The 14930-nt window shown below is 33.7% G+C and carries 15 protein-coding genes; 5 read left to right on the forward strand and 10 right to left on the reverse strand.

The genetic code is table 11. The features are described from left to right. Nucleotides 1–64: 64 nt before the first annotated feature. Nucleotides 65–235 carry a site-specific integrase gene (locus BUB43_RS11520; protein ID WP_159430218.1) on the reverse strand — a complete coding sequence of 57 codons (171 nt, stop codon included), beginning with the start codon at nt 233–235 and terminating at the stop codon, nt 65–67. A 201-nt stretch (nt 236–436) separates the two neighbouring features. On the opposite strand from BUB43_RS11520, the gene BUB43_RS11425 reads away from it, so the two are divergent. After that, nucleotides 437–559: a hypothetical protein gene (locus BUB43_RS11425; protein ID WP_260200449.1), complete on the forward strand. Its 123-nt coding sequence runs from the start codon at nt 437–439 to the stop codon at nt 557–559. 333 nt (nt 560–892) lie between these two features. On the opposite strand, the gene BUB43_RS02410 is transcribed toward BUB43_RS11425, so the two are convergent. The 4 genes from BUB43_RS02410 to BUB43_RS02425 form a co-directional block, all read right to left on the reverse strand. Continuing rightward, a complete protein-coding gene (locus tag BUB43_RS02410; RefSeq protein ID WP_073178020.1) occupies nt 893–1726 on the reverse strand; it encodes a glycosyltransferase family 2 protein in 834 nt (277 codons plus the stop codon). Nucleotides 1727–1738: 12 nt separating this feature from the next. Further along, on the reverse strand, nt 1739–2560 hold the full coding sequence (locus tag BUB43_RS02415; protein WP_073178022.1) for a glycosyltransferase family 32 protein: 822 nt from the start codon (nt 2558–2560) through the stop codon (nt 1739–1741). A 9-nt stretch (nt 2561–2569) separates the two neighbouring features. Next, entirely contained in the window at nt 2570–7225 is a 4656-nt protein-coding gene (locus tag BUB43_RS02420; protein ID WP_083541124.1) for a T9SS type A sorting domain-containing protein, read from the reverse strand. A 137-nt stretch (nt 7226–7362) separates the two neighbouring features. Further along, nucleotides 7363–8496, reverse strand: a complete 1134-nt coding sequence (locus tag BUB43_RS02425; RefSeq protein WP_073178024.1) for a glycosyltransferase — start codon at nt 8494–8496, stop codon at nt 7363–7365. A 171-nt stretch (nt 8497–8667) separates the two neighbouring features. On the opposite strand from BUB43_RS02425, the gene BUB43_RS02430 reads away from it, so the two are divergent. The 4 genes from BUB43_RS02430 (at nt 8668) to BUB43_RS02445 (ending at nt 11550) form a co-directional block, all read left to right on the forward strand. Then, on the forward strand, nt 8668–8964 hold the full coding sequence (locus BUB43_RS02430; protein ID WP_073178026.1) for a hypothetical protein: 297 nt from the start codon (nt 8668–8670) through the stop codon (nt 8962–8964). After that, nucleotides 8957–9649: an SDR family NAD(P)-dependent oxidoreductase gene (locus BUB43_RS02435; RefSeq protein WP_073178028.1), complete on the forward strand. Its 693-nt coding sequence runs from the start codon at nt 8957–8959 to the stop codon at nt 9647–9649. The genes BUB43_RS02430 and BUB43_RS02435 overlap by 8 nt, the downstream gene beginning before the upstream one ends. After that, nucleotides 9646–10971 carry an ANL family adenylate-forming protein gene (locus BUB43_RS02440; protein ID WP_073178029.1) on the forward strand — a complete coding sequence of 442 codons (1326 nt, stop codon included), beginning with the start codon at nt 9646–9648 and terminating at the stop codon, nt 10969–10971. Before BUB43_RS02435 ends, BUB43_RS02440 begins: the two co-directional genes overlap by 4 nt. 63 nt (nt 10972–11034) lie before the next feature. After that, entirely contained in the window at nt 11035–11550 is a 516-nt protein-coding gene (locus BUB43_RS02445; protein WP_260200450.1) for a DapH/DapD/GlmU-related protein, read from the forward strand. 692 nt (nt 11551–12242) lie between these two features. Here the strand turns inward: BUB43_RS02445 and BUB43_RS02455 are convergent. The 5 genes from BUB43_RS02455 to BUB43_RS02475 form a co-directional block, all read right to left on the reverse strand. After that, on the reverse strand, nt 12243–12476 hold the full coding sequence (locus BUB43_RS02455; protein WP_073178035.1) for a hypothetical protein: 234 nt from the start codon (nt 12474–12476) through the stop codon (nt 12243–12245). A gap of 304 nt (nt 12477–12780) precedes the next feature. Next, the gene (locus tag BUB43_RS02460; RefSeq protein WP_073178037.1) at nt 12781–13071 is read right to left on the reverse strand and encodes a hypothetical protein; all 291 of its coding nucleotides are present in this window, start codon (nt 13069–13071) and stop codon (nt 12781–12783) included. Then, complete coding sequence (locus tag BUB43_RS02465; protein WP_073178039.1) at nt 13058–13324, reverse strand: hypothetical protein; 267 nt, start codon at nt 13322–13324, stop codon at nt 13058–13060. Before BUB43_RS02465 ends, BUB43_RS02460 begins: the two co-directional genes overlap by 14 nt. 12 nt (nt 13325–13336) lie before the next feature. Continuing rightward, a complete protein-coding gene (locus BUB43_RS02470; RefSeq protein WP_073178041.1) occupies nt 13337–13789 on the reverse strand; it encodes a DUF5675 family protein in 453 nt (150 codons plus the stop codon). A 79-nt stretch (nt 13790–13868) separates the two neighbouring features. Continuing rightward, a complete protein-coding gene (locus BUB43_RS02475) occupies nt 13869–14651 on the reverse strand; it encodes a hypothetical protein (protein ID WP_073178043.1) in 783 nt (260 codons plus the stop codon). Nucleotides 14652–14930: the final 279 nt, after the last annotated feature.

The following is a 14930-nucleotide window of genomic DNA, read 5'->3' on the forward strand; positions in this document are numbered from 1 at the left end:
GAGGCTCCGTAAATCTTGATTTTTTCATTGCTTTTTTTCCAAAGTTAAAGTTAATACTCCAATTTTAACCTGTCTGAAAAAAGCAGCCATGTACCTTCAGTCCCCGGATTAAATGTTCGGACAGGGGAACATAGCGGTCTTTGCCGCCTTTACCCTGCACGATATGCAGCATCTTCCTGTCGAAATCCAAATGCTGAACTAAACCGCCGGAGATTTTTTTTTGTAGCCATTTCATGAGTTATTAAAAGGTTAATAAAAACAAAGTTACTAAAACGGCGAATGGGAAAAGCTACCGGAGGTTTAGTTCAACACCACTCAGATTGCAGTTAAATTAGCTGAAAAAGCCAAACTCAACATCACAGACGGCACCGTTCACAAATTAGGCAGAGCACTCAAAAAACACAACTTTCTGCGTGTAAAGAAAAACGGCTCTTATGTGTACGCACTTCACGAAAAATCTTACGACGAAGTAGAAACCGAAAACCGGCTTTTAATCAATTCAGAAAACAGCTCTCAAAAATTCATACAGCCGGAATTCCGCTTTCAAAACGAAGACTAAAAATTATCCAATAAAAAATGCAGCCATAGGTAGCATTTTTTTGCTTCCAAAATTTAGGGTAAGTTGGGTAAGTATTTATTCTACAAAAACTTTTTCGTTTTTTATTCATAAAAATGTCCAACTTTTTTAAGTAAAAACTAAAGCAAACAAAACATGTATGTCCTTTGTTTATTTTCCAATTATCGTATAAAATAGTTTTTTGTTATCAACAATTATTAAAATTTTATTTTCCTAAAAACTACTTACCCTTCTTACCTTGTTTATTTTGCTTATTTCTTTAATAAAAAATATTGTAAAAAAGCAAATCACTAAACATTATTAATCACTAATCTTTTATGAAATTACTGAATCAAAAGTATCTTTTTTATTTACTAGTATTTTATAAAATTTAGGTAGTAAAACTATAAGCAATAATTTGAGTAACTGTTTCTTATCATCTTTGAAATTGTTTATTATAAATTCATTGATGTCTTCAATATTCGGTATATACTTATTTTGATATTTTTTTCTAATATCTGATGCTATCTTTTTTTTTCTATTTTCATTTATTTGAGACAAAGACTGACCATTTAAAATGCGTCTGTATTTAAATATAGGTGAGGGCAGATATTTAAATTTAAAGTTTGCTAAAGCAATTTTACACCAAAAGTCATAATCTTCTGCATAAGACAAGTTTTCATCGAAATGAAAATTCTCTGCAATTTTTCTCGTAAAAAGTGTAGAGATATTTAAAAAATTAGAAATATAAACTAATCGAAATTTTGAAAAGTGTCCTTTTTTGTAGTAAAATTTTTGGTCGCCAAAATATATGGTATCAGAATACACTAAATCATAATCTTTATTTTTTTCTAAAAAAGCTATGGCATTATTAATGGGCTCCAATAAGACATCATCCGAATCCAGAAAAAGTATATATTCTCCTTTCGCTTCTGTTATACCTAAGTTTCTGGCGGAAGAAACACCTTCATTTTCTTTAGAAATAATTTTGATATGTTTCTCCTTAATATTACTAAGGAAAGCTGTCGTATCACTACTAGTGGAACCATCGTTTATCAATAATATTTCGTAACTGCAATTAATTTTTGCTTTTGATATGCTATTTAAATATTCCTGCAGATATGCGGATGGTGTATTGTAAACCGGAGTTATAATAGATAAGGTTACCATTATATAATTATTTTATCGATAATCTGTAAAAGAGGGTTTCAAACGATTGTCTTTTAACAAAAACTTGTGATATTTCAGGCATAACGGGTGGTAAATTTGCCCCAATATAAAAGTCCATGGTAAAGGATATCCCTCATTGTTGCCCCAAATATTCCCGGGATTTTGTTTTAGTTTTTCTAAGTTATCATCTAACCTTTTATTTACTTCCGTAATCCAGTCTCTGGTAAAACTGCTATATGGTTTGAATATAAAAGAACAAATACCTAAAAGATATCCATAATGATGATATAAATCTTTATTAAGAGCATCTATTTTACTATCATTACTTGTGTTTTCAATTTTGCTGGCTCCCCAATATACTTCCTTGTAGCTCACTGCTATTTTGTCTAGGCTGGAATTTAAATTTTTAAAAGATTTGCTCCAGTTTTGAGTTTGCATTTTTATGTCAGTATAGCCGCCTCCCCAATGGTGCATAAAGTAACATCGCAAATAGTCTGATTTATGAACTGCCGATAGATAAGGGTAAGCCGGATGAAGTGGGAATCCGGCTTTTATATAATTTTTGAGATTGTTGGGAGTAACCAAAACAACGGGAACGCCTACATTTTTGATAGTTTCCCCAAGATTATTTTTTCTATTTTGGGACATTTCATTCTCGTCGGTCCAAAAACAGTAGATGATCTCGGTAGCGGCTTCGCCAAATTCCATTTTTTCTCTTCTGCCAGGAAATTTGCCATAATTTTCATGTCTAAATTTATATAAAAGATTGGTTAAGGAGTGTAAAACTCCATAACCTCTTAAAACACTTTCTTGTAAAAGTTTTTTATAGTTCATACTTGTGAATTAGTGTTTGATAATTTTAATAATTTGTTCAGAATCATTTAGCCTAATAAAATAAATTCCCGTGCTTAATGATGAAATATCGGTTTTATTGTTTTCAAATTTCCCTTCATGAATTTTTTGTCCAAGCATATTGTATATTTGGTAATAATATGTTTTTTTATCGTTGTTATTTATAAACAAAATGTCCTTTACAGGGTTTGGATAAAAAATAAATTTATTATTTTTTTGTTTTTCTACAATCATCTCTTTAGAAAAAACACTTTTAGCCTGCATTCCTGTATTAAAAGTTACAGGTAAAGTTGGGATAGGACCTCTTGAACTATTATTATCTTCTTGTTTTACACATCTACAATTCATTGCAGAGTAGGGATCAATGTCATTATTTGATATCTGCATTCTTCCAAATCTATCAAAACCTAGATAATTACCTCTCCCATAAAAGCCTGTTGTCAAATTTGCATACCATATTCCTGATAATGATTTACTATTATATAAACTTAAATCGTGATTGATGGGAAAATTAGGATAGACAACACTTCTCTGTCCTCTGATATATCCCTTTGGATAATTGCCTATATAATATGCGGAATTATTAAAAATAAATCCTCTTGTTGCCCCCCAACCTTCATTTATACTAACCCCAAAATATCCTGCTTCAGTATTATTTATTGTAGAATTAGTTAGTTCTTTATTATTCTTTAAACTCCATGGCGAATTTTTGACTACTTTTGCATCTACTGCCCCTGTAATTGTTTCTGGAATTCGCCAACCATCTGGACACGGATCAAATACAGATTTTTTAGTCCCCCAACCCCATCTTTCTGCAAATAAATTAGAATGTTCATTATCAAAAAGCCAATCTGATCCATTCGTATATACAGGATTTGTTGAATTCGGATAAGGTGCAAAAGAATTGTCAGGCTTCAGGAATCTTAAAGGATTTTCAACAGAATATTTTAAAATTTTAGATATTCTATCATCAATTTTGTCAGATGGTAATATTGAGCTTTTATAATTATTATATGAAGTAGGATATAAAGAATTATAACTATTGCTATTTAATATTGTATATGTTGTATTGCCATCTTCACTTGTAGTTCCTAAAAAGATATTATAACTGGTTGTATTATAAATATTCAAAAAAACAGGCAAAGGATCTTTTCTGCCCCATTGAAAGTGTAATCCTTGGGAATTGTTTATTTCTATTTTTTCTTGGGTATTTGGCGTTTGTGTTGATAGAGTTGGAAATGCATCAACTGCTCCAATATTTCTATCCATTATTTTAGTTTTCATTATATTCCCATATTGTGTATAATTTGTATAATTATCAGTAGGGATTGGGGTATCGTTTATATAAGTAAAGGTATTAATAGGTGTATTTGTTACCCAAACATGCCAACTCCAATATATTGGATTTTTTATAGAACCATTATGCAGGGTAACCACGGCATTACCAGACTGGTTAGGATTTATTTTCGCACTTATATTTGCTTCTTTAGATGCAGTGTTATCTATTTTTAATAGAGAAATTAGATTAGTGTTATCGGTCCACAGTACATTTACTTTTAAATCATTAAAATTAGAAGGATTTAATATCTGAGGATTTCCTAAGAAATTACTTTGCACAGAGAAAGCTTTACTGATAGGGATTTTAACGGTTTGAGTTTCTGTAGATTTAGTAATAATATAACTGTTGGGATTATCTAATCCTTCTAAATATTTCTCTGAATCTATAAAAAATTCGGTGGGAAAATCATAATTATTTTTAATATATAACGGATCTTTTACACACCTACATCCAAGAGCTCTATTAGTTGTAAAATTTTGTAAAGGTAAATAGTTGTATAGGCCGAAAACATTGGGATAATTTGTTGCATCGGGCTTATAATTGTTAATTATTTGAGTAGCATCAGGGATCAATCTTAACGCTCTTGCTGATGTCGCCCAAGGTAAATTGCTTGTGTCCCACATGGTCATTGTTGCTGTCCATAAATAAGTCTCGTGGGAATCACTATATTGTCCAGTGTGGTCTCTTCTGTCGATCATGCCGGTTCCTGGAAAAATCCCCATATTGTTTCCATTTACATTGGTCATATCAAATCCAAATTGAGGATACACTTTAATTCCTTTCAGATAAGCAAGCATATTTCCATTACCTGGTTTTATATTTGAACCTGATACTAAAATTTGATAGTAAGGTATATTTTCTTTTATACCAAAAGGAGAATAATCAATCCTAATGTTATTTGTAATATGAGCAACTAGAACAGAAGGAATTCTCCACCCATTTGGGCACGGATCATAGGAGGATTTATTTCTGTATGGTTTCGCACTCGTTTCATCATTATAGTTTTGAACATTACTATTATCAACAATGCCCATGGAATTATCAGACCACAAATTAACTTTGCTTAGTTCATAAGTTTGTAGGCCATCAACATTTCCGAACCAATTAACATCGCTATATACACCATTTGAATTGTTATAGTAAGCTTGTGTATTAGTGCCGTCTTGATTGACATAAATTAAGCTAAGTGGGTTTTTTATTGATAATTTCAAGTTGTCAACAATATTTGCATTCGATTGGTTTACATACTTTGTAAAGCTATCTATTGTTACGTATCCTGTCGTTTGAGTATGTGCATTGCGGTGTAAAACTTTACCCAAAGACCCATTAACTTCATAAAAGCCATCACCTTTGGTTACCAATGGAGGTATAGGGTCTTTTCGCCCCCATTGATATAAGAGCCCCCCATTCTTATTCCACCCATCACCTGTAATAGAATTACCTATCGCTCCAAGATTTCTATCCATCCAACCCCATTCATTATCAGGAATATTTTCGATTGTCCCATCTGAAAGTTCTCTCGTAATATTGGCGTAACTTTTATATTGTGCTCCCTTTGTAGGATCATCAGTAACCCAAATGTGCCATGACCAAAATATTTCTCCATTCACTTTAAAAGCGACAACTGCATTCCCTTTTTTTACTTTACTTATCGGTACTTTTATTTTAGAGTTTTCTCCACTACCAATGATTTCTAATTTATAATTTTCACCTGATTTTATTAATCCAATATTATCTTCCCACAATACTTCAGACGTTACAGTTCCTAAAGGAATTTCGGAACCTTGAATGTATTTTCCTTTTCTCCACATTTCATATGCTTTTTTTACAGGTATATATAGTCCATCAACCTCATTACCATTTTTATCTTTACCAGTAAAAATATAGCTATTTGGCGCTTTTGTCCAATCAACAACAGCGTAGTCTGAATTAGCTCCAGAGTTTATAGAAAAACAATTTGCTGAACATTCCGTATTATCTTCATAAGCAGTAGAAGCTCCAAAAATTCCAGTATAATTTATAAACTTATTTATTTCTTTATTAATATCTTCAATACTCCTGCTATGAACATCTTCAAAACTTCCAGTCTTGGTATTATTTCTCAATGCTCCCATTCCATATATTGTTATATCGGAGGTATTACTAATTAAAAAATTTTCAGAACCAGGACCTCTTCTTCCACCTCCTTGGTCATTTCCATATCCAAAAAACAAAGCTCCATAATTACTGTATCCGGTGAGATTAATAAATGAACCATCTTGTTTATAAACTCTAAACCCTGTTGCTAAACTAGATACAAATACTACAGGTTCTTGATCAGATATAATATCCGATAATTTCTCATAGATGGTATTATAAGTATTAAAATATCTACTTTGTAAAGAGTTTGGATTTTTAAAATTATGATAACCAGGTCCATTACTATCGTTTGGCCATTGACTAAATTTTAATAAAAAGCCGTTAATAGAAAATTTTCCAGCAAAAATATAGATAGGATCATCATAGCTATAAAGATAAGGTAGAGGATGTCCGCTTCCTTCTTGATAAATAAATTGTGGTGTGGAAGCAATAGTATCTGTTATAGCACCATTATTAACAATTCGAATAGATTTAGCTCCATTTCCTTCAGTAATAAGCTGAGCAGGTTCTTTGGGTTTAAAAATGACATTGTCAAGTTTGTTATTCATTAATACATTCGATAATTTATTCCACGAATGCGTAGAAGTAACTCGATCTCTCACTCCAGTTACTTTTCCTGCCAAATCAGTTATTAACGTTTCTTCTTTTTTAGGAGTTAAAAGAATAGTGTACTCATTTTCGTCTAATTCACATTTAGTAGGAGTATAATCTCCAAATTTATAATGCTTAACTGTTTTGCTCCAAGTTATTTGATTCCAGTTTGTAAGATTAGAATTAGAACTTAAATCTATTTTTAAATTATAAGAATTATTAGCATTTGCAGGTAGTTCAAATTTCGCAATCAAATTTTCATTATATTGATTATAAGAATACAATGTTTTGCACCATCCAACAATCCAATTGCCTTGTGAATCCTGATATTTAATACTAAGTTTCACATTTTCTGTCGTGAAAGGTTTAATCAATGCTCCACTGACGACTACAAGCCCTTTTTCATTAATTTTCTGATAAACAGTGAAACCAGGGTCAAGCGTATATTCATATGGCAAATCATTAGTAATATATTTATTTTTAATACCTATTCTAGCATCACAGTATGCATATAGGCTTTGCCATGTTGTTATCATTAAAGATAACAGAAAAAACGAAAAAATAAACTTTCTTTTCATAATAATTATTTTTAGATTTAGGTTATATGTTAAAGTGTTCTATCTTATTTTTATTTTGTGAATGTTATTTTACATTAGCTATATAAAATAATATTAGGTTATCAATTTATTTTCTCAACTTTTTGATTTTTTGCTCATTACAAAACCTTTTCCCATTGTTTTATTACATTTTCTTTTTTCCAGAACCGGGTTTCTTCATAAGAGCTTTTCATAAGACTATCAAGTAGCATTTGGTTTTGGGTGAGTTCTCTCAGTTTTTCAATAAAAATATTCTTATTTGATTGAGGAATTAGATAACCGTTTCTTTCATTGATAATATCTGCAGGGCCATATTTGCAATCATAAGAAACAAGCGCATTGGAGCAGAACATTGCTTCCAAAAGGACTGTAGGTAAGCCTTCTACTCGAGAAGTTAAACAGAAAATTTTACTCTTCTTGAAGAGTTCGTAAATTTCATTTGAGCTTTTTCTCCCAACAAATTCTATATTCCTTATTTTATTTTCTAAAACAAAACTCTCCAATTCATGTCTTTCAGTGCCATCACCGGCAATTATAACTTTCCAGTCTGCAGGTAAGTTAGCTTTCTGTATAATTTCTAAAAATTCTAAAGGATTTTTGTCATATACCAGTCTTCCAGCAAAGGTTATCAAATTACTTTTCTCTGAAGGAGGAATGAATTCAGTCTCTTCAAATGGTTCACCAATGATATTGTATATTAAATAAGTATTAGGGTTAATTTGCTTATAAAAATCGTAGCCGGCTTTGTTAATAGGGATAATTCCATTTAAGTTTTTGTAATATTTCCTTAAAAACTTAAACCAAATTAAGCCGCCAGTTTCGTAGCTAATGTGCTCCCAAGCAATCGTTTTTTTACAAATTTCTTTGTCTAAAGAAAGCATGGAGGATAGTTTATACCAACAAGTAATTATTTTATCACATTGGTGATGATTTTCTTTCAACCAACCTCTTAAAACATTATACGAACCCCAATCATACAAATAGGAATAGAGATTATAGGATTTGGGTATATTCTTATATTTCTTATAAATTTTCACTCCCAATCTGGAAGATTTATGTGCAAAAGAATCTATATAATGTTTTTTTATGTTTGGATGGAAGGCATAAAAATCTTCGTGTGGAGCCATTAGAAATAACACTTCTACCTGATAACCTCTTTCGCAGAGTTCCCAAGTTAAATTAGCCAGAACCCTTGAAACTCCATTTTGCTTAATATTTTGGTAATAAATAAAAAGTAGTTTTTTTTTCATCATTTGTGTCAAATTGATTAATTAATCAATCCTGACAAAATTAATCAAAATATTCTTTTGTTTGCATTAACTTTCTTTAAATTTTATAATCGTTTTTGTGATTTACTTTTTGTTACTTTAATAAAGTTTTAATTTAAGATTTAAAAAAATAGTTATTTTTGTAAAAAATAAAAGATGGAAAAAAATCAGGTTTTGGAAATAGTTTTAGCTACAGTAAAAGATTTCTGCGATAACAATGGCATTGAAGTATCAGAACCTATAGACCCACAGCAACGCCTTATTGGGAAAAGTGGGATTTTCGATTCTATGGATCTGGTAAATTTTACAGTTGACTTAGAGGAAGTTCTGGAAGAAAAGTTTGACAAGGCATTTATGCTTTCCAGTGAGAGAGCAATGTCCAGAAGTCACAGTCCATTTATGAATCCGGAGGAGCTTACCAAATTTATTCTCGAACTCGACAGTGATGAGTAAAACGATATTTATCACCGGTAACCGCAAAGGTATCGGGCTCCATCTTACCGAATATTATCTTTCCAAAGATTTTAATGTAGCAGGATGTAGCCGCTCGGAAAGCGATTTTAAGCATCCAAACTATACTCATTTTATTTGTGATGTTTCCAATGAAAATGAAGTGAAACAAACTGTAAGACAAGTAAAAAAACAGTTTGGCAGTGTAGATGTTCTCATTAATAATGCCGGTATGGCATCTCTCAACCATTCGCTGCTTACGCCAGGAAGCACGGTAAAAAAAGTTTTTGAAACCAATTTTTACGGCAGTTTCTTCTTCTCCCGCGAAATGGCAAAAGTGATGAAGAATAATGGTGGCAGAATCGTTAACTTCTCTACCGTAGCCGTTCCTATGAATCTGGACGGCGAGATGGTTTACGCTTCTTCCAAAGCTGCGATAGAGAAAATGACTAAAATTATGGCGAAAGAACTGGCTTCTTTTAATATTACTGTAAATGCCATTGCGCCATCACCTGTTTATACTGATCTAATAAAAGTGGTTCCGAAAGATAAAATAGAAGAATTGCTTAATAAACAGGCTATAAAACGTCTCGGCACCATGCAGGATGTAGAAAATGTTATTGACTTTTTCATCTCTGAAAAGAGCGATTTTATAACCGGACAAATTATTTATTTAGGAGGATTATGATTACCCGATTGACTCAACACGAGGGAACGGCAATTATTACAGATTATGCCGTTTACAGTTATCAACAATTGTATGATAAAATTCTCGCTTATAAGGAAGAATTATCTCAGATTAATAAAGGAGAAGTGGTAGGCATTTTCAGTGATTATTCATTTGAAAGTATTGCATTGTTTCTTGCATTATCTACTATGCCAGTTATTGCAGTGCCCATTGTTCCTACAACGGATGCAGAACTTCAAAACAAGCTAAACGCCGCTTCTGTCCAATGGCTCTTATCAATTAGTAACGGGATACTGAATTTTGAAAAAACCGGTATTGAATATTCCGAAATCGATAATTATAAAAATATTACCGATAAAAACCAGTCAGGCTTAGTGCTTTTTTCCAGCGGAACTACCGGCACCCCCAAAGTAATGGTGCACAATCTTTCCCAGCTCATGGATTCTTTTGCGCCACCTAAAAAAACAAGAAACCTCAATTTTTTGCTGTTTCTTCTTTTTGATCATATTGGAGGTATCAACACATTGCTTAACTGCCTTAACAGTGGAGCTGCAATTACTATTCCTTCCAACCGGAATCCGGAATACATTCTACAGCTTATTTCAGAAAAGAAAATACAGATTTTACCCACAAGTCCCACGTTTCTGAATTTAATGCTGATGACGGAGAACTTCAATCAATACGATTTATCTTCTCTAAAAATGATTACCTACGGAACGGAAAGAATGCCTCAAAATTTGCTCCTGAAAGTCAAAGAAAAAATGCCTAAAGTAAAACTGTTGCAAACCTTTGGCACCAGCGAAACCGGTATTCTGAAAACTGAAAGCAAATCTTCTACCAGCCTATATTTTAAAATTATAGACCCGGATTATGATTACAGAATAGAAGACGGACAGCTCTATTTAAAATCTAAAAATGTTGTGAACGGCTATCTCAATCAGGACAGCCAGCAATTTCTTGGCGGCGGTTGGTTTGCCACAGGAGATTTAATAGAAACCGATGAGGATGGCTATATTAAAATTATCGGCAGACTCAATAAAGTAATCAATGTTGGCGGACAAAAAGTATTGCCCAAAGAGGTAGAAGATGTCATCAACAAAGTTCCGGGAGTTGTGGACAGCACCGTTTTTGCAAGAGATAACGCTATAACCGGACAAATGGTTTGTGCTGAAATCGTAAAAACAAAAGACAGCGAGGAAGCTGTTTTGAAAAAAGAAATCTTAACCTATTGCCGACAGGAATTAGATAAATATAAAGTGCCCAGCAAAATCATTTTTGCCGATGCTTTATCGTTTTCCAACCGCTTTAAAAAAACAAAATAAAATATGAAATATTTATTCTACAGATTTATTTTATCCATGTATACCTTTTCTAATAGAATTTTTATGAAAGCATATATTGAAGTATGTAAAAATCAAGGTATGAAAATGGGTGAAAACGTAAAGATATTTGGTAAAGTAAATTTTGGATCAGAACCTTATTTAATTGAAATAGGTGATAAAACACAAATTGCATCAGGAACTACATTCGTAAATCATGCTGGAACTACTAAAACAATTCGTCGTTTAAAAGGTTTTGAAGATACAAGAGTGTTTGGAAGAATAAGAATAGGTAAAAACTGCACAATAGGATCTGATTGCATTATTCAGCAAAATGTAATAATTGGTGATAACTGTATTTTAGGTTCTAATTCAGTTTTAACGCATTCCATGCCTGACAATACTGTATTTGCAGGGAATCCTGCTAGGTTTATTTGTTCAACAGAACAATATGGTGAATCTATTTTAGAAAATAACACTATATATCCAAGAGAATTGGAAAATGATAGAAAGGCTTTAAATAAATGGCTAAAAGAAAATTTACCCTATGAATATAAACCCATAAAATCTTATAAAAAGTAAAAAGTTGTATAAGAAAAATATACCTTTAGCCTGCAAAGTTCTTCTTATAAAGGGTAATATAGGATAGTAAAAACACTCTTTTTCCCCTCAGCAAGTTACATAATGAACATTATACGCACTGCCAACCCAGCGGAGAGCTGTCTCCACCCAGCCAGCCTTATCCTCAAAGGGGTTACGCCATCAGCCAAAGCAAAGTGCCTATAATGTGGCATTATGTAAAATGCTTCCCTTGCAACGGGCATAGCCCTTTTGCGCCTCCTCCTTCCCAACGCTTTTTTACCCACCCACCCGTGAATAAGGTTGCAGAAAAAATGGTGCAGAAAATTAGGCTTTCTCCCTGTGGTTGCAGTCAGCATACTGCCTTTTTCATAGGAAAGATTAGTGGCAGTCCGCTCACTTCACTCACAGCGCACTGCAGTATTCCGGTCTGGTTGTTGGAAGCCAATTACTATTCACCAACAACTAACAACCAAAGCCTCCATACAGCAATCTTTCCAGCCGCTCAACAAAGTCCGGTCTTTCATCTTGGCTCTTGCTTCTTTACTCTTTCCAGAAGCACCATTTTTCTGCGGTTCTGTTTACCCGTAAAATACTGAGCGTAGTCGAGGTATGCCGTAGCATTTCCCACCCCCTTTCCCTGACTTTCCCAGTTCCTTCACCCAAAACACGGACAAGCCGTGTTTCCGGTTTCGTCACCGCTTGCAGCAGTATTTGGTTGCTTCGTTACCTCGCACCTTCATACCGCTGCCTTTTTCCACTTCTTCCTTCTCAGCCACCAACTTTTCCAAGGCTGATTTACCTTCTAAGAAAAATTCGTTTCCTACAAAAAATAAAAAAAAGTAAGCAAAATTAGGAAGCTTCCTCTGCCAGCCGCTCTGTGGTATAAAGGTCACGCACTTCGTGTTTTTGCCAAAATCTCCACCCATTCGGGTAGTATTTTGCCAAAAAACCTTGACACCACGCCACGCCCCCTCTCAAAAGGCTTTCTTTTTTTCTTTTTTTTTCGGTTTTTTTCTTCGTTTTCTTTTGAAAATTTTCCCATCTATTCTTACCCGAAAACATTTTAATTCGTCCAATCTTAATATGGTTATTTTATCCATATTAGCACATCACTTAATATATAAATCACTTATATTTCGCCCCTTTATAAGAAACACCGCATTTGGGAGAAAGCAAAAGAAAATCCGCCCTTCCGGACGGATTCATTTTTTCCTGCTGAGAGGATAACCGCTATTTTCCTGCTTCCAAGTCCTGATTGCCGGCAGAATTGCCGTCCGATTTTCGGGAATTTTTTCCATACTCCTCGGAACTGACCGCCGTTTGACTCACCGCGCCTATGAGCGAACCGCCCAAAAGCAAATATCCTCCAATGGTTACAAGGCTTGCCGGTAATGCTACTGGTGCAGCTACCAATGTCCCTCCAACAGCCGACAGAACTAAACCTGCAGACCGCAATATCCTAAACCATTTTGGCGTTGGTGACATTATCCTGGTTATCAAATTTAAATTATGCTTTTTCATGTTCTGAAATTTTTAAAAGTTTGTTTTCTATAGTAAATACACGCTTTTCCAAATGCTCAACTCTTTGATTAAGATGATCGTAACTGGTCTTGAATTCGGTTTTTATTAAGAGCGACATCGTCTTAACTTCGGCAATATCCCTTTCCATACTCTTAAAATCGGTGTGGAGCTGCTTTACAAAATAGGCAACTATTGCCAAAAGAATAGAGCTTATACCTCCAAATAGAACGTTTATTGTAATTTCATTTTCCATAATTCTGATTTTTTAAAACTGAAAACAATTTTCAATCTGGATCGCCGTATCTCCTGAACCCAAAATTCTTAATAGTTTTGGATAAATCATTTTGTAGGCATCCGTTGATTGTAACACTTGATAATCACCGTCTTTTAATAGGTAAGACAGTCCGCAAAGTGGACAACCTGCTGTATCTTTTATGGTGTTCCCGATATGAATATAAACGGAATGAAAGGTAGGAAGCCTGGCAATTTCAATCATGCCCTGATGCATCTGCGGAAACTTTTTTTGATATTTCTCATTCATTCCGCCCCAGGTATTTTGTTTGAGATCAAATGTTCCTGTTGGTATGGCGGTTTGTTTCAAAATTTTTACAGCCCGGATTTTATCCTCCAGCAAAAAGCATTGGAAAATTCCGTCTATATACAGATGTGAAAGTGTTGAATTCTTTCCTTCAGCAACTCTTATTATTCTTGTTCTCATTGTTGTTGATTTAAAATTTTTAATTGATTTTAAAAGAAAAAGACCTCCCGTTTTCCGGAAGGTCTTTGAAGATTTTATTCTAAAATACTTCCTCTATTTTGAGACAGTTTCCGCTGTTGAACGCATAATATTGTTCCCCGGCTTTTTGAGAAAACTCAATCCCAATACACTGAACCACAGAAACATTGTCTCCAAGAGCTGGCGCTCCTGCAAATTCTGCTGTGATGGTTGCCCCTGGATATGCGCCTTTTAACGGAATGTAATCAGAATAAGCAATCACACTCAGCTCATTATTTACGCTATCATCGGCATCGTATGAGCCTGTGGTGGGATTATAGGAAAAATCTGCTAAAACGGCTAATGCATTCATCATTCTAAAATGCGTAGCTCCGGCGGGCGGTGAAATTAATTCTGTAGGTTCAAATGGTGCTACAATCAAATCTGCAGAAGTTCTTTCCGGGGTATGGGTAACATCGTAAGGAGCATTAAAAACACCGCTAATGGAAATTTTTTTATCAAACTCAAAGCCTTCGAGGTATTTTCTTTGTGTGGGAATCTCCACCTTACGATAACCTCTGGCTTCTGTGCCGTCTTCTAAATTGATTTTCTTCATAATGGAAGTTAAACGACCTGTTACCTGTGGATCCGTAAATCTTCCCATCAATGCGGAGAGTGCAGTTCTTAAAGATTTTCCGGCTTTGGCACAACCGCCAAACTCATTCATGTTTTCGCGGGTTCGTTCAAATTCCGGAGCTGTTTTTACTTGTTTGTCGGTGGGTCCGCCTACCATTCCAGCAAAGAAACCTTGCTGACCTTTAATTTTAAAATGCCGGATATCGCTTATGGTTCCAACATATTTCATAAGACCTTTTTGTCTTGCCCTTGTTTTAAGTTTTTAAAATTGAAAATTCATGATTTACACTGTTGTCTAGACACTTACAAATTTCATTTATTATCTTTACAAAAACAATAGTTAAAATACTGAAATTCAGCGAAATACAAAGCAAATACATTAATCATGGAAGAAAATAACATCAGCACAACCTCAGAAATCTATCAAAGATATTTTACTATAAAAAATATCATCGTGCAACCTTATTACATTGTGGAAGAAGTTTTGGATGGTGACAGTTTGAAAGTT

Origin of the sequence: Cruoricaptor ignavus (assembly GCF_900141665.1) — a bacterium.
In the GTDB taxonomy this organism is placed as follows: Bacteria; Bacteroidota; Bacteroidia; order Flavobacteriales; family Weeksellaceae; genus Cruoricaptor; species Cruoricaptor ignavus.

Bases quoted from the DNA above. Each gene is read 5' to 3' on its own strand.
- BUB43_RS02465 (WP_073178039.1), bottom strand. From the start codon at position 13,324: ATGGAAAATGAAATTACAATAAACGTTCTATTTGGAGGTATAAGCTCT.
- BUB43_RS02440 (WP_073178029.1), top strand. From the start codon at position 9,646: ATGATTACCCGATTGACTCAACACGAGGGAACGGCAATTATTACAGAT.
- BUB43_RS02420 (WP_083541124.1), bottom strand. From the start codon at position 7,225: ATGAAAAGAAAGTTTATTTTTTCGTTTTTTCTGTTATCTTTAATGATA.
- BUB43_RS02455 (WP_073178035.1), bottom strand. From the start codon at position 12,476: ATGGGTGGAGATTTTGGCAAAAACACGAAGTGCGTGACCTTTATACCA.
- BUB43_RS02475 (WP_073178043.1), bottom strand. From the start codon at position 14,651: ATGAAATATGTTGGAACCATAAGCGATATCCGGCATTTTAAAATTAAA.
- BUB43_RS02430 (WP_073178026.1), top strand. From the start codon at position 8,668: ATGGAAAAAAATCAGGTTTTGGAAATAGTTTTAGCTACAGTAAAAGAT.
- BUB43_RS02410 (WP_073178020.1), bottom strand. From the start codon at position 1,726: ATGGTAACCTTATCTATTATAACTCCGGTTTACAATACACCATCCGCA.
- BUB43_RS02470 (WP_073178041.1), bottom strand. From the start codon at position 13,789: ATGAGAACAAGAATAATAAGAGTTGCTGAAGGAAAGAATTCAACACTT.
- BUB43_RS02445 (WP_260200450.1), top strand. From the start codon at position 11,035: ATGAAAGCATATATTGAAGTATGTAAAAATCAAGGTATGAAAATGGGT.
- BUB43_RS02460 (WP_073178037.1), bottom strand. From the start codon at position 13,071: ATGAAAAAGCATAATTTAAATTTGATAACCAGGATAATGTCACCAACG.
- BUB43_RS02425 (WP_073178024.1), bottom strand. From the start codon at position 8,496: ATGATGAAAAAAAAACTACTTTTTATTTATTACCAAAATATTAAGCAA.
- BUB43_RS02435 (WP_073178028.1), top strand. From the start codon at position 8,957: ATGAGTAAAACGATATTTATCACCGGTAACCGCAAAGGTATCGGGCTC.
- BUB43_RS11520 (WP_159430218.1), bottom strand. From the start codon at position 235: ATGAAATGGCTACAAAAAAAAATCTCCGGCGGTTTAGTTCAGCATTTG.
- BUB43_RS02415 (WP_073178022.1), bottom strand. From the start codon at position 2,560: ATGAACTATAAAAAACTTTTACAAGAAAGTGTTTTAAGAGGTTATGGA.